Annotated in this window: 14 protein-coding genes; 3 read left to right on the top strand and 11 right to left on the bottom strand. The window is 70.4% G+C overall.

Annotated features, from left to right (window positions below; translation table 11 throughout):
• Window positions 1-2 precede the first annotated feature (2 nt).
• From zwf to pgl, 3 genes are read left to right on the top strand one after another with little or no spacing between them, the layout of a single operon-like run.
• A complete protein-coding gene (zwf, locus tag CXQ92_RS01955; protein ID WP_104164824.1) occupies window positions 3-1,547 on the top strand; it encodes a glucose-6-phosphate dehydrogenase in 1,545 nt (514 codons plus the stop codon).
• Window positions 1,544-2,488 carry a glucose-6-phosphate dehydrogenase assembly protein OpcA gene (locus tag CXQ92_RS01950; protein WP_104164822.1) on the top strand — a complete coding sequence of 315 codons (945 nt, stop codon included), beginning with the start codon at window positions 1,544-1,546 and terminating at the stop codon, window positions 2,486-2,488. The genes zwf and CXQ92_RS01950 overlap by 4 nt, the downstream gene beginning before the upstream one ends.
• Window positions 2,478-3,296 carry a 6-phosphogluconolactonase gene (gene pgl / locus CXQ92_RS01945; protein WP_104164820.1) on the top strand — a complete coding sequence of 273 codons (819 nt, stop codon included), beginning with the start codon at window positions 2,478-2,480 and terminating at the stop codon, window positions 3,294-3,296. Before CXQ92_RS01950 ends, pgl begins: the two co-directional genes overlap by 11 nt.
• A 92-nt stretch (window positions 3,297-3,388) precedes the next feature.
• Here pgl and secG read toward each other — a convergent pair whose 3' ends face one another.
• The 11 genes from secG to CXQ92_RS01890 form a co-directional block, all read right to left on the bottom strand.
• The gene (gene secG, locus CXQ92_RS01940; protein ID WP_043445180.1) at window positions 3,389-3,640 is read right to left on the bottom strand and encodes a preprotein translocase subunit SecG; all 252 of its coding nucleotides are present in this window, start codon (window positions 3,638-3,640) and stop codon (window positions 3,389-3,391) included.
• Window positions 3,641-3,693: 53 nt separating this feature from the next.
• Window positions 3,694-4,509 (bottom strand): triose-phosphate isomerase, encoded by an 816-nt coding sequence (tpiA, locus tag CXQ92_RS01935; RefSeq protein WP_104164818.1) that lies wholly within the window; start codon window positions 4,507-4,509, stop codon window positions 3,694-3,696.
• A 132-nt stretch (window positions 4,510-4,641) separates the two neighbouring features.
• Complete coding sequence (pgk, locus tag CXQ92_RS01930; protein WP_104164815.1) at window positions 4,642-5,892, bottom strand: phosphoglycerate kinase; 1,251 nt, start codon at window positions 5,890-5,892, stop codon at window positions 4,642-4,644.
• Window positions 5,893-5,904: 12 nt separating this feature from the next.
• Window positions 5,905-6,915 carry a type I glyceraldehyde-3-phosphate dehydrogenase gene (gene gap, locus CXQ92_RS01925; protein WP_104164813.1) on the bottom strand — a complete coding sequence of 337 codons (1,011 nt, stop codon included), beginning with the start codon at window positions 6,913-6,915 and terminating at the stop codon, window positions 5,905-5,907.
• A 273-nt stretch (window positions 6,916-7,188) separates the two neighbouring features.
• The gene (locus CXQ92_RS01920; protein ID WP_104120802.1) at window positions 7,189-7,818 is read right to left on the bottom strand and encodes a superoxide dismutase; all 630 of its coding nucleotides are present in this window, start codon (window positions 7,816-7,818) and stop codon (window positions 7,189-7,191) included.
• A 114-nt stretch (window positions 7,819-7,932) separates the two neighbouring features.
• Entirely contained in the window at window positions 7,933-8,913 is a 981-nt protein-coding gene (whiA, locus tag CXQ92_RS01915) for a DNA-binding protein WhiA (RefSeq protein ID WP_104164811.1), read from the bottom strand.
• Window positions 8,914-8,923: 10 nt separating this feature from the next.
• Window positions 8,924-9,949 (bottom strand): uridine diphosphate-N-acetylglucosamine-binding protein YvcK, encoded by a 1,026-nt coding sequence (gene yvcK / locus CXQ92_RS01910; RefSeq protein ID WP_104164809.1) that lies wholly within the window; start codon window positions 9,947-9,949, stop codon window positions 8,924-8,926.
• The gene (gene rapZ / locus CXQ92_RS01905) at window positions 9,949-10,848 is read right to left on the bottom strand and encodes an RNase adapter RapZ (protein WP_104164807.1); all 900 of its coding nucleotides are present in this window, start codon (window positions 10,846-10,848) and stop codon (window positions 9,949-9,951) included. The genes yvcK and rapZ overlap by 1 nt, the downstream gene beginning before the upstream one ends.
• A gap of 108 nt (window positions 10,849-10,956) precedes the next feature.
• Window positions 10,957-12,993: an excinuclease ABC subunit UvrC gene (gene uvrC, locus CXQ92_RS01900; RefSeq protein ID WP_104166616.1), complete on the bottom strand. Its 2,037-nt coding sequence runs from the start codon at window positions 12,991-12,993 to the stop codon at window positions 10,957-10,959.
• Window positions 12,994-13,086: 93 nt separating this feature from the next.
• The gene (locus tag CXQ92_RS01895) at window positions 13,087-13,755 is read right to left on the bottom strand and encodes a 1-acyl-sn-glycerol-3-phosphate acyltransferase (RefSeq protein ID WP_104164805.1); all 669 of its coding nucleotides are present in this window, start codon (window positions 13,753-13,755) and stop codon (window positions 13,087-13,089) included.
• The gene (locus CXQ92_RS01890; RefSeq protein WP_258069658.1) at window positions 13,742-14,416 is read right to left on the bottom strand and encodes an HAD hydrolase-like protein; all 675 of its coding nucleotides are present in this window, start codon (window positions 14,414-14,416) and stop codon (window positions 13,742-13,744) included. Before CXQ92_RS01890 ends, CXQ92_RS01895 begins: the two co-directional genes overlap by 14 nt.
• Window positions 14,417-14,445: the final 29 nt, after the last annotated feature.

Raw genomic sequence — 14,445 nt, 5'->3', positions numbered from 1 at the left:
GCATGCCTGACAGCACCACGGCGAGAGCCGCCAACCCCCTGCGGGATCCGCGCGACCGGCGGCTGAGCCGGATCGCCGGTCCCTCGTCCCTCGTCCTGTTCGGGGTGACGGGGGACCTCGCCCGCAAGAAGCTGATGCCCGCCATCTACGACCTCGCCAACCGGGGGCTCCTGCCGCCGAGCTTCGGCCTGGTGGGCTTCGGCCGCCGCGAATGGTCCAACGAGGAGTTCGTGGAGCAGGTGCGGGAGTCCGTGACGCAGTACGCCCGGACACCGTTCAACGAGACGGTGTGGGAGCAGCTCTCCGCGGGCATCCGCTTCGTCCAGGGCAACTTCGACGACGACGAGGCGTTCAAGAACCTCCGGGAGACCATCGAGGAGCTGGAACAGAGCCGGGGGACGCGCGGCAACCACGCCTTCTACCTGTCCATCCCCCCGAACGCGTTCGAGACGGTGTGCCAGAAGCTCTCGGAGCACGGTCTGGCGCAGCCCGACGACGGACAGTGGCGCCGCGTGGTCATCGAGAAGCCCTTCGGCCACGACCTCGAGTCCGCCCGTGAGCTGAACGCCATCGTCGAGGAGGTGTTCCCCCCGGACTCCGTGTTCAGGATCGACCACTACCTCGGCAAGGAGACGGTCCAGAACATCCTCGCGCTGCGCTTCGCGAACCAGCTCTTCGAGCCGCTGTGGAACGCGAACTACGTCGACCACGTGCAGATCACCATGGCCGAGGACATCGGGATCGGCAGCCGGGCCGGGTACTACGACGGCGTCGGGGCGGCCCGCGACGTCATCCAGAACCACCTGCTCCAGCTCCTCGCGCTCACGGCGATGGAGGAGCCGATCTCCTTCGACGCGGACCACCTGCGCGCCGAGAAGGAGAAGGTCCTCGCCGCCGTCGTCCTGCCCTCGGATCTCACCGGACGGTCGGCCCGCGGCCAGTACGAGGCCGGCTGGCAGGGCGGGGAGCGTGTGAACGGGTTCCTCGAGGAGGACGGCATCTCCGCCGACTCGACCACCGAGAGCTTCGCCGCGCTGCGCCTGGACATCCACACACGCCGCTGGGCCGGGGTGCCGTTCTACCTGCGGGCCGGCAAGCGGCTCGGCCGCAGGGTCACCGAGATCGCCGTCGTGTTCAAGCGGGCACCGAACCTGCTGTTCCAGGACCACCACGACGAGGACTTCGGGCAGAACGCCGTCGTCATCCGTGTGCAGCCGGACGAGGGCGTCACCATCCGCTTCGGTTCGAAGGTCCCGGGCACGCAGACCGAGGTCCGCGACGTCACCATGGACTTCGGCTACGGCCACTCGTTCACGGAGTCGAGCCCCGAGGCCTACGAGCGCCTCATCCTCGACGTCCTGCTCGGCGAGCCTCCGCTCTTCCCGCGCCAGCAGGAGGTGGAGCTGTCCTGGAAGATCCTCGACCCGTTCGAGGAGTACTGGGCCTCGCTCGACGCGCAGCCCGAGGCCTACGTGCCGGGCAGCTGGGGACCCGCATCCGCCGACGAGCTGCTCGCAGCCGATGGACGAACCTGGAGAAGGCCATGATCGTGGAACTGCCCGACACCACCACCTCGAAGGTGTCGAAGGAACTGATGGCCCTGCGGGACAGCGGGGGCGTCGTCGCGCTCGGGCGCGTGCTGACGCTGGTGGTCATCACCCGCTCCGGCTACGAGGAGGAGGCGATCGACGCCGCCAACCAGGCGAGCCGGGAGCATCCCTGCCGCATCATCGTCCTCGCCGGGGAGTCCCCCGACGAGCCGACGCGCCTCGACGCCCAGATCAGGGTCGGCGGCGACGCCGGGGCGTCGGAGGTCGTCGTCCTGCGCGGCTACGGCGAGCTCTCCGAGGAGAACGAGTCGCTCGTCTCAGCCCTCCTCCTGCCCGACGCGCCGATCGTCGCCTGGTGGCCCCACGGGGTGCCCGACGCCGCGTCGCAGACCTCGATCGGCAGCATCGCGCACCGCCGGATCACCGACTCGGCCAACGAGAAGGACCCGACGGCGGCGCTGTTCAACATCAGCAGCACCTATGCGGCGGGCGACACGGACCTCGCCTGGACCCGCCTGACCAACTGGCGCATCCAGCTCGCTGCCGTCCTGGACCAGCTGCAGGGCGACCAGCCCGTCACCGCGGTCACCGTCGAGGGCGCGTGCGACTCCCCCAGTACCGTGCTGCTGGCGGCCTGGCTCACCAAGGCCCTCGACGCCCCCGTCACCATCGTCGCCGGACCCACGGGCACCGGCCTCCAGCGCGTGCGCCTGACACGGAGCGGCGGCGACATCGAACTGCACCGCCCCGGCCACGACGTCGCGGAGCTGTACCAGCCGCATCAGCCCGTCCAGCGCATCTCCCTGCCGCGCCGCGGACTGCGGGACTGCCTGGCCGAGGAGCTGCGGCGCCTCGACCCCGACGAGGTGTTCGGCGAAGTCATCACCGAAGGCCTTGCCCGGACCAACCTGAGGAGTGTACGAACGAGTGAGCGCTGAACCGAAAGTCAGTATCCATCCCACCCAGGGCTCCCTGGCTGCGGCCGTCGCCGCCCGGCTGATCACGCGCCTCGTGGACGTGCAGAGCGAGCGGGGCACGGCGACGGTGGTGCTCACCGGCGGCTCGATCGGCACCGCTGCCCTCGAGGCCGTCGCGGAGTCGCCGGCGCACACCGCGGTGGACTGGGCCAACGTGCACTTCTGGTGGGGGGATGAGCGCTTCCTCCGGGCCGAGGACCCCGAGCGCAACGCCGTCCAGGCGCGCACGGCCCTGCTGGACCGCATCGCCGTCGACCCCGTGAAGATCCACGAGTTCGGCACGAAGGACGAGTTCCCCGACGAGGACGGCGCCGCCGTCGACTACGCCGAGCAGCTGGCAGCCGCTGCCCAGGCGGAACGCGCCGCGGACGAGGACCTCGTGCAGCCCGATCCCCGCCTGCCCCGCTTCGACGTGCTCCTGCTGGGCGTCGGTCCCGATGCGCACGTGGCGTCCCTCTTCCCCGAGCTCGCCGGGATCCGCACGCGCGGCGCGACGACGGTGGGTGTCGCCGATGCGCCGAAGCCGCCGCCGCAGCGCGTCTCGCTGACCCTCGAGGCGATCAACACGGCGCAGGAGGTGTGGCTGTCGGTCAGCGGCAGCGACAAGGCCGGCGCGGTGGGCCTGGCATTGGCCGGGGCCGGACACGTGCAGGTTCCCGCCGCCGGAGCGCGGGGCCTGAAGAAGACCCTGTGGCTGATCGACCAGGACGCCGCCCAGAAACTGCCCGGTCGCCTCATCGACCACGACGACGACGAGACGTCCGACTGAGACGACGGGACCGAAGGGTCGCCCCGACGACGAAGCCCCCGCTTCCAGCTGGAAGCGGGGGCTTCGTCGTCGAACAGGGAGTGCGGGAGTCCCTAGGACTCGCCGGCGAACCGCTGGATGAGGCCGAGGGCGACGATGACGACGCCCCATGCCAGCCCGAGCGCCACGGTGAAGCGGTTGAGGTTCCGCTCGGCCACTCCGGAGGATCCCATGCTCGAGGTCATACCGCCGCCGAACATGTCCGACATGCCACCGCCGCGCCCCTTGTGGAGCAGGATCAGCAGGGTCAGCAGGAGGCTGGTGATCCCGAGCAGGACGAGCAGGATGATACGAAGGATTTCCACGGGGCCCTTTCAAGGCTCGGTAGCCGCTCGATGGAGCGGCCGGCGCACGGAACTTAGTCTGTCACCAGATGCTGTTCGAACCTGACAATACTAGCAAACTCGGATACGTCGAGGCTCGCACCGCCCACCAGGACGCCGTCCACGTCGCGCTCCCGCAGGATGCTCGCCACGTTGGCCGACTTCACGGATCCGCCGTACAGGAGGCGGGTCTTCGCGGCGGTCTCGGGGTCGAACAGCGAGCCGAGTTCGGCGCGGAGGGCCGCGCACATCTCCTGCGCGTCCTCGGGACCGGCCACCTCTCCCGTGCCGATCGCCCAGACGGGCTCGTACGCGACGACGAGGCTTGCCGCCTGCTCGGCGGACAGTCCCGCGACGCCCTGGCGGAGCTGCTCGACGGTGTGCTCCACGTGCGTCCCGGCCTGGCGGACCTCGAGGCCCTCGCCGACGCACAGCACCGGGACCAGCCCGTGGCGGTAGGCCGCATGCACCTTGCGGTTGAGCAGCTCGTCCGACTCGGAGTGGATGGTCCGGCGCTCGGAGTGGCCGACGAGCACGTAGGTGCAGTCGAGCTTGCCGAGGAACTGCCCCGAGATGTCACCGGTGTAGGCACCGGAGTCCTCCGGCGAGAGGTCCTGCCCGCCGTACACGACGTCGAGGGTGTCACCCTTCACCAGGGTCTGGACGCCACGCAGGTCGGTGAACGGCGGGAAGACCGACACCTCGACGCGCGAGAAGTCGTGGCCGGCGTCCGTCAGGGTCCAGGCCAGCTTCTGCAGGAAGGTGATGCCCTGCATGTGGTCGAGGTTCATCTTCCAGTTGCCCGCGATGAGCGGGCGGCGGTCGAAGACGCCGTTGGTCGAGGTGGTCATCGTGGTACTCCATCTGTTCGTTCCATGGCAGCGGGATCCGCGCAGCAGACGCCGTGCGGATCCCGCCATTCCTGTACGCCCGCGGACGGGCGGCTGGTCACGGCCGTTGCCGGCCCGACCCGGACCGTCCCGCTAGTCGCGGGCGAGGGCGGTCAGTCCGGGGAGCTCCTTGCCCTCGAGGTACTCGAGGCTGGCGCCGCCGCCGGTGGAGATGTGCCCGAACTGCTCGTCGGCGAATCCTAGGCCGCGCACGGCTGCGGCGGAATCGCCACCGCCGACCACGGTCAGGGCGCCGTTCGCCTGGGCGTCGACGAGGGCCTGCGCGACGGCGCGCGTGCCGCCTGCGAAGGCGTCGAACTCGAACACCCCCATGGGTCCGTTCCAGAACACCGTCCTCGCTTCGGCGATGTTCGCGGCGAAGTCCTCACCCGTCGCGGGCCCGATGTCGAGCCCGATCCCGGAGGCCCCGAAGGTGCCTGCCTCGATGGCGTCCGCGGCGGCCACGCCGGACCGCGCGTCGGCCGCGAACTTCTCGGCCACGACGATGTCCGTGGGCAGCACGAACTGCGTGCCGTCCCGGGCTCCGCGCTCGAGGTAGCCACGCACGACGTCGATCCGGTCCTCCTCCAGGAGGCTCGCCCCGACCTTATGGCCCTGGGCGGCGAGGAACGTGAACACCATGCCGCCGCCCACGAGGATACGGTCGGCGGTACCGATCAGGTTCTCGATCACGGCGAGCTTGTCGGACACCTTGGACCCGCCGAGCACGACGACGAAGGGCCGCTGGGGATCCTTCGTCAGCTTCTCGAGGACCACGAGTTCGGCCTTCACGAGGTCGCCCTGGTAGGAGGGCAGCAGGGCCGCGATGTCGTACACGCTCGCGTGCCGGCGGTGCACGGCACCGAAGGCGTCGTCCACGTAGGCTCCGTCAGGTCCCGCCAGGTCGGCGAGCTCCCGGGCGAAGGCTGCGCGCTCGGCGTCGTCCTTGCTGGTCTCGCGGGCGTCGAAGCGCACGTTCTCCAGCAGGAGCACCTCCCCCTCGGACAGGGCGGCGGCCGCACTGCGGGCGCCCTCCCCCGTGGTGTCGGGCGCGAGGGTGACCGGGAAGTCCGCCAGGTCCCGGAGGACGTCGGCGGCCGGCGCGAGCGAGTACTTCTGCTCGGGGGCACCCTTGGGCCGGCCGAGGTGGGCCATGACGATGACGGCGGCCCCGGCCTCGCTCAGCTTGCGCAGAACGGGCAGGGACGCGCGCACGCGGCCGTCGTCGGTGACCGACAGATCCGGCACCTCGCCCTCCAGGGGGACGTTGAGGTCGGAGCGGACGAGGACGCGGCGTCCCCGGACCCCTTCGGCGAGGAGGTCGTCCAGTGATGCGTATGCCATGGGCGGGACCGCCTAGGAGAGCTTGGCGGCGACGATTTCGGTCAGGTCGACCAGGCGGTTCGAGTAGCCCCACTCGTTGTCGTACCAGCCGACGACCTTCACCTGGTTGCCGAGGACCTTGGTCAGGCCGGAGTCGAAGATGCAGGACGCCGGGTCGGTCACGATGTCCGAGGACACGATGGGGTCCTCGGTGTAGGAGAGGTAGCCCTTGAGCGAACCGTCGGCGGCGGCAGCCTTGTAGGCGGCGTTGACCTCCTCGGCCGTGACCTCGCGGCCCAGGGTGACCGTGAGGTCGGTCGCGGAGCCGGTGGGCACGGGGACCCGGATGGCGTAGCCGTCGAGCTTGCCCTTCAGCTCGGGGAGCACGAGGCCGATGGCCTTGGCGGCACCCGTGGAGGTGGGGACCATGTTGATCGCGGCGGCACGGGCGCGGCGGAGGTCCTTGTGGGGGCCGTCCTGCAGGTTCTGGTCGGCCGTGTAGGCGTGGATCGTCGTCATGAGGCCGCGCTCGATCCCGAAGGAGTCGTTCAGGACCTTGGCGAGGGGGCCGAGGCAGTTGGTGGTGCACGACGCGTTCGAGATGATGTGGTGGTTCTCGGGGTCGTAGTCGCCGTCGTTGACGCCGAGCACCACGGTGAGGTCCTCGTCGGAGGCGGGAGCGGAGATCAGGACCTTCTTCGCCCCGGCGTCGATGTGCTTCTGCGCGTCGGAGGCCTTGGTGAAGAACCCGGTGGACTCGACGACGATGTCGACGCCGAGGTCCTTCCAGGGCAGGTTCGCAGGATCGCGCTCGGCCAGGACCTTCACGCGCTTGCCGCCGACGACGAGGTCGCCGCCGTCGACCTCGACGGATGCCTTCAGGCGTCCGGTGACGGAGTCGTACTTCAGCAGGTGCGCGAGGGCCTCGGGGCTGGTGAGGTCGTTGACCGCGACGATCTCGAGGTCCGCTCCCTGCTCGAGGGCCGCACGGAAGTAGTTGCGGCCGATGCGGCCGAAGCCATTGATTCCAACGCGAGTAGTCACTGGTTTCCATCTCCTTCATAGGTGGTGCCGCCTTGCTGACCCCTCTCGGGCGATGCCGGCGACGGATAAATCTGTACCGGGCACACCTTCGTGCCGAAATTCTCGGGTCCTGCTGGTCCTGCGGGTCCTGCACAGGCGGCGTGCGCCGGAGCGGTGCCGGGACCGAAGCCCTGCACCGCTCCAACTCTACTCAGCGCGGCCCCCGGCACGCACTCGTGACGCCGGCGGCCCGACCGGAGGGCGCGGTGCCCACCGACCGGGACGCCGGGGCGGTCACGCCCCCGGCGTGATGAGGGTGGATGCCCCGGTGCGTGCTGCCTGGAAGCGCGTCTGGACGTCGGCCCAGTTCACGAGGTTCCACCAGGCCTTCACGTAGTCGGGCTTCACGTTGACGTAGTCCAGGTAGAAGGCGTGCTCCCACATGTCGAGCATCAGCAGCGGGATGGTGCCCACGGGCACGTTGCCCTGCTGGTCGTAGAGCTGCTCGATGACGATGTTCCTGCCCAGCGGTTCGTAGGCCAGGACGGCCCAGCCGGAGCCCTGCAGCGAGGTGGCCGCGGCGGTGAAGTGCGCGCGGAACGCGTCGAAGGAGCCGAACGCGTCGTCCAGGGCCGCGGCGAGCTCGCCCTCGGGCTTGTCGCCTCCCTCGGGGGACATGTTCTTCCAGAAGATGCTGTGGTTGATGACACCGCCGACGTGGAACGCCAGGTCCTTGGAGAGCTTCGGGATGGTGCCGTACGCTCCCTTCTCGCGGGCCTCGGCGAGCTGCGCGAGGGCGTCGTTGGCGCCCTTGACGTAGGTGGCCTGGTGCTTGGAGTGGTGCAGTTCCATGATCCGGCCGGAGATGTGCGGTTCCAGGGCGGCGTAGTCGTAGTCAAGATCCGGCAGTACGTATTCGCTCACGTAGTCCTCCATGTAGTGATCTCGGTACCCGCGCGGTCGGTGGACCCATGGGTCCGGACGGCAGGCGTCCCGCTGATCAGAAGCGGGCTTGCTGTTCCATCCTATGCATTCGCGTCACTCGTCGAGCATGTCGGCGGTCACATTCGCATCGGTCCCCGGGATCCCGACGTCCGTGGCCTTCTTGTCCGCCATCGCGAGCAGCCGACGGATCCGCCCGGCGATCGCGTCCTTCGTCATCGGGGGGTCCGCGAGCCGGCCGAGTTCGTCGAGGCTCGCCTGCTTGTGGGCGACGCGCAACTCGCCCGCGTAGCGCAGGTGCTCGGGGACGCCCTCCCCGAGGATCTCGAGGGCTCGCTCCACGCGGGCGCCGGCGGCGACGGCGGCCTGGGCCGAGCGGCGCAGGTTGGCGTCATCGAAGTTCGCCAGGCGATTGGCGGTGGCGCGGACCTCCTTGCGCATGCGGCGCTCCTCCCACACCATGAGGGCGTCGTGCGCGCCCATGCGGGTCAGGAGGGCTGCGATGGTGTCGCCGTCGCGGATGACCACGCGGTCGACGCCCCGCACCTCACGGGCCTTCGCGGCGATGTCGAGCCGGCGGGCCGCCCCGACGAGGGCGAGGGCCGACTCCGGGCCCGGGCACGTGACCTCCAGGGACGAGGACCGTCCGGGCTCGGTGAGGGAGCCGTGCGCCAGGAACGCTCCACGCCACACCGCCTCGGCATCCGCCGTCGACCCGTTGACGACGGCGGACGGCAGGCCGCGGACGGGCCGGCCCCTGCTGTCGAGCAGCCCGGTCTGGCGTGCGAGGGATTCCCCGTCGCGGACCACGCGCACCACGTACCGGTTGCCGCGCTTGAGGCCCCCGCCGGTCACCACGATGATCTCGCTGTTGTGGCCGTACACCTCGGCGATGGCGGCCCGCAGTCGGCGGGCCGTGGACGCCAGGTCCACCTCGGCTTCGATGACGATCCTGCCGGAGATGATGTGGAGGCCGCCGGCGAATCTCAGCAGTGCGGACACCTCGGCCTTGCGCACCGAGGACTTCTTGACGTCGAGGTGTGACAGCTCCTCTTTGACGTCGGCGGTCAGGGCCACAGATACACTCCTAGATCTCCCCGAACATGTCGTTGTAGGACGTCGCCAGCCGCAGCGGATCATGCACGGGTTTGCCGGTCGAAACTCCCACTCTACCGAAGACCGCGCGCCCGCCCATCCCGGCGACGGCTCTCTCGAACTCCCTCCGGTCCGACACCACCGAGGGGTCCACGAGAACGACGTCGACCGTCAGCTCCGGCGCGTACCGTGAGATCACGCTGAGGTGGTCGATGGCGCTCATGCCCAGGGTCTCCCGGGTGTCGTTGCTGAGGTTCATGGTGAGGCACCGCCGGGCGGAGGTGCGGCACAGCGCATCACGGAGGTCCGGCAGGAGCAGGTGCGGCAGCACGGAGGTGTACCAGGAGCCGGGGCCGAGGACCACCCAGTCGGCCAGTTCCACGGCCTCCAGGGCGTCCTGGCACGCCGGGGCGTCGTCGGGGACCAGCCGCACGTTGCTCACGTTGCCGGTGTCCGCCGCGACCGCGAGTTTCGCCTGCCCCGAGACGGTCGTGACGTGCAGTGACCCGCCGGACTCGCTCAGCACGTCCCCCTCGATCGTCAGGGGAACGCTCGCCATGGGCAGGACCCGGCCGCGGGCACCCAGGAGGGCGCCGGCCCACTGCAGGCCGGCGACGGGATCGCCGAGCAGCTCCCACAGCGTGACGATGAGGAGGTTCCCCATGGCGTGGTCGTGGAGGGATCCCTCCGCGCCGTTCCGGGAGGAGAAGCGGTGCTGCATGACATCGCGCCAGGTGCGGCCCCAGTCGGTGTCGTCGCACAGGGCCGCCAGCGCCATCCGGAGGTCTCCCGGGGGCAGCACCCCGAGTTCGCGCCGGAGCCGCCCGGAGGATCCGCCGTCGTCGGCGACCGTCACGATCGCGGTCAGCTCCTGCGTCAGCAGACGCAACGCGGACAGGGACGCGGACAGCCCGTGGCCGCCCCCGAGGGCGACGACGGACGGGCCGGCGCCCTGGCCCTCACCCGAGCGGCGGGAGGCCGGCGGGACGAGCGGCAGCGCTCCGGAGACCACCCCCACTACTCACGCCCGAGGTCGCGGTGGTGGGCCGAGACCTGCACACCGGGCAGCTGCGCGAGCCGCTTCGCCATCTCCTCCGTGACGGCCACCGAGCGGTGCTTCCCGCCCGTGCAGCCGACGGCGATGGTGGCGTAGTGCTTGTTCTCGCGGCGGTACCCGTCCAGGACGGGGACGAGGGCGTTCACGTAGCGGTCGATGAAATCCTCCGCGCCCTGCGCCCCGAGCACGTACTCGCTGACCGGGGCGTCGAGCCCGGTCTGCGGGCGCAGTGCGGGCACCCAGTGCGGATTCGGGATGAAGCGCACGTCGGCCACGTAGTTGGCGTCCACGGGGAGTCCGTACTTGAATCCGAAACTCATGACGTTGAGGCGCAGGACGATGGGCCCGGCATCGGAGAACAGCTCCGTCACCGCGGTGGCGAGGGCGTGCACGTTCAGCTGGCTCGTGTCGATCACGACGTCGGACGAGTGCTTGAGCTCCTTCAGGACCTCGCGCTCGGCGGCGATGCCGTCCAGGATCCGGCCGTCGCCCTGCAGGGGGTGCGGCCGCCGGCCCTGCTCGAAGCGCCGCACCAGCACGTTGTCGTCGGCGTCCAGGAAGAGGACGCGGTGGTGCACGCCGGCGGCCCGGAGGGCGTCCAGGGACGCCTTGATGTCGCTGAAGAGCTCCTTGCCGCGCACGTCGACGACGACGGCCAGCTTCGGGATCGACTGCGGGGTGCGCGCCACGAGCTCCGTCAGCGTAGTGAGCATCTGGGGCGGGAGGTTCTCGACGACGTACCAGCCGTGGTCCTCGAGCGCGTTGGCGGCCGTGCTGCGCCCGGCGCCCGACATGCCGGTCACCACCAGCAACTCGGATTCGGTGGGTTTGACCGGCGTCAGGCTCATGGCCTCAGTCATCGTGATGGATCCGTTCCGGTTCGACGGGGCTCCCGGTGGTCCGGCGTTCCCTGGGGTGTATGTCCGCGTGCGTTCCCGGCGGCACCTGGCCGCCGTTCCTCAGCCTAGCTAATCTTCGATGATCTCGCCCGTGGTCATGTTCACGGCCGGAGCGGCCGCCGCGTCCGTGGTGAGCGACGCGCGGATGGTCCGGGCGAGGGCGGGCCCCACCCCGGGCACGCCCACGAGCTCCTCGACGGTGGCGGCGCGGATCTTCTTGACCGACCCGAAGTGCTTCAGCAGGGCCTTGCGCTTGGCCGGTCCCAGCCCCGCGACGTCGTCGAGTGCCGACGCCGTCATGGACTTCCCACGCTTCTGGCGGTGGAACGTGATCGCGAAGCGGTGTGCCTCGTCGCGGATGCGCTGCAGCAGGAACAGGCCCTCCGACGCGCGCGGGAGGATGACCGGGAACTCGCTGTCCGGGACCCAGACCTCCTCGAGGCGCTTCGCGAGACCCACCACGAAGACGTCGTCGATCCCGAGGTCCTGCAGGGCGCGGGACGCGGCCGCCACCTGGGGCGGCCCGCCGTCGACGACGACGAGGTTCGGCGGGTAGGCGAACCGGTTGCGCGTGATCGCCGTCGTCGTGTCCCTGAGGGGCACACCCTGCTCGTCGACGTCGGGGTGCTCGAGGACCGACGCGTCGTCGTCGACCGGGTCGACGTCCGGGTCGGGAGCGGCGGCGTCACGCGGCCCGCCGTCCTTGCCCGCGAGGTAGTTCCGGAAGCGGCGGTGGACGACGTCGTACATGGACGCGGTGTCGTCCCGTGCGGCGTCCCCGGTGATGGAGAACTTGCGGTACTCGGACTTCCGCGGCAGGCCGTCCTCGACGACCACCATGGACGCCACCACGTTGGTGCCCTGCACGTGCGAGATGTCGAAGCACTCGATGCGCATGAGCGGCTGCGGCAGGTCGAGCGCCTCCTGGAGCTCCTGCAGCGCGGCGGAGCGCGTGGTGATGTCGCCGGCCCGCCGGCTCTTGTGCAGGCGCAGGGCGTCCGCGGCGTTCTGCTCGACGGTGCCCATGAGGGTGGCCTTGTCACCGCGCTGCGGCACCCTCACCTCCACCCGGGCTCCCCGCAGGCCGCGCAGCCACTCGAGCATCTGGTCCTCGTTGCTGGGCAGGACCGGGACGAGGACCTCGCGGGGGATCTGTTCGTTGCTGCTGCTTCCCTCGCCGTACACCTGCTGCAGCAGGTGCTCCACGAGGTCCGCGGTGTCCATGTCCTCGACCTTCTCCACGACCCAGCCGCGCTGGCCCCTGATGCGGCCGCCCCGGACGTGGAAGACCTGCGCCGCGGCCTCGAGGTCGTCCTCCTTGAGGGCGAAGATGTCGGCGTCGGTGTCCTCGCTGAGCACGACCGTGTTGCGCTCGAACACCCGGCGGAGGGCAGCGATGTCGTCGCGCAGGCGGGCGGCGGACTCGTAGTCCAGTTCGGCGACCGCCTCGGCCATCTTCCGCTCGAGGCCGGCGATGAACTTCTTCGCCTCACCGGACATGAAATCGCAGAACTCGCCGGCGAGGGCCTTGTGGTCCTCCGGGCTGATGCGTCCCACGCACGGCGCCGAGCACTTGTCGATGTACCCGAGGAGGCAGGGCCGGCCGGTGCGTTCCGCGCGCTTGAACACGCCGGTGCTGCAGGTGCGGACCGGGAAGACGCGGAGCATCGTGTCCACGGTCTCGCGGATGGCCTTCGCGGGGTAGAACGGCCCGAAGTACCGCGTGTCCTTCTTCTTGTCACCGCGCATGACCTGCACGCGGGGGTACTTCTCCCCCATGGTCACGGCGAGGTAGGGGTAGGACTTGTCGTCGCGGAACATCACGTTGAACTGCGGATTGAACTCCTTGATCCACGTGTACTCGAGCTGCAGCGCCTCGAGCTCGCTCCCGACGACGGTCCACTCGACGCTCGCCGCGGTGAACACCATGCGGCGCGTCTTCGCCAGCAGTCCCTGCGGGCTGGCGAAGTAGGAGTTCAGGCGCGAGCGGAGGTTCTTCGCCTTGCCCACGTAGATGACCCGGCCGTGCTCGTCCCGGAAGCGGTAGACGCCCGGGTCGAGGGGGATCTCGCCTGTCTTCGGCCGGTAGGTTACTGGGTTCGCCACGTCCTTCATCCTATGGCCGCGGGGTGACACGGCCCCACTCGGTGCTCCGCTCACCGCTGCTCGGGCGGTCTGCAGCGGTTGGAGAATGCCGAGCTACTCGGCGGGGGGACTCTGGTTGTAGGAGGCCACGCGCTCCTGGCCCGTGAGTGCGGCGATGCCGTCCATGATGGCGTCGGTCGCGCCCCGGCGCGCGGGCAGCGGATGCCCCGGCCCGGTCTTCGCGAAGACGAGCGGCTCCCCGATCCGCAGGGTGAAGTGCTGGGGCCGGATGCCCTTCCCGCCCGCCGGCTGCAGCGCGTCGGTGCCGATCAGGCCGACGGGCAGCACGGGTGCTCCGGTGGTCAGCGCGAGCCAGCCGACGCCGGTCCGCCCCCGGTAGAGCCGCCCGTCCCGCGAGCGGGTCCCCTCCGGGTAGATGCCGACGCCGTCGCCCTGTTCCAGGAGGTCGAGCAGCGTCCTGAGGGCCTGGACACTGGCGGCCTGCTGGCCGCGTTCCACGGGGATGGACCCCACACCCTCGAAGAACCCCTTCATGAGGGCGCCCTTCACCCCGGTCCCGGTGAAGTACTCGGCCTTCGCGAAGAACGCGACCGGCCGGGGCGTGAGGGCCTGCACCAGCACGCTGTCCAGAAAGGAGAGGTGGTTCGGGGCGACGATGAACGGGCCGTCCTCCGGCACGTTGTGGAGCCCCTCGACGGTGGGCCGGCACAGGCCGGCGATGAGACCGCGCGTGGTGCTGCGCGTCAGGTCATAGATGCCCACGGAGCACCTCCAGCAGGGCGTCGGCGGAGTCCACGACGGCGGCCGCGCCGGCGGCCTGCAGCTCGCCGGGCGCGGCGAAGCCCCAGGTCACCCCGATGCAGGCCAGGCCGTTCGCGGCGGCGCCCTCCACGTCGTGGCGGCGGTCGCCCACCATCACGGCGCGGCGCGCGTGCCCGGCGTCGTACCCGTGGTACTCGAGGGCGGCCCGGATGATGGGCGTCTTGCCGCCGGCCGTCGTGGCCTCGTCCCGCGGCGAGCCGTGGACGGAGGAGAAGAGGTGTCGGAGCCCCTGGACGGCGAGGAGTTCCTCGGCGAGCCACTCGGGCTTCTGGGTGGCGACGGCGACGGTCGCGCCGCCGTCGAGCAGTGCTTCCACGCACCGCGCGATCCCCGGGTAGGGGCGGCTCCGGGCCATCCCGGTGGCCAGGTAGCCGGCGCGGTAGGTGGCGACGACGTCGGGGACGCGCGCTGCGGGCACCCCGGCGGTCGCGGTCAGCGAGTGGACGAGGGACGGCCCGACCATCGCCTGGAGGGCGTCGTCGGGCGGGACGGGGAATCCGTGGTGCTCGAGGGCGGAACTGATCCCTCCGGTGATGGCTCCTGCGGGGTCGACGAGCGTTCCGTCGAGGTCGAAGAGGATCAGGGAACGCGTAATTGCCACCGGCCAAGCTTGCCATAGCAGCGGGAGGG

Source organism: Arthrobacter sp. SX1312 (assembly GCF_002929295.1).
In the GTDB taxonomy this organism is placed as follows: domain Bacteria; phylum Actinomycetota; class Actinomycetes; order Actinomycetales; family Micrococcaceae; genus Arthrobacter_D.
The sequence above is the reverse complement of the archived record's forward strand: the minus strand, read 5'-3'. Positions and strand labels throughout refer to the sequence as shown.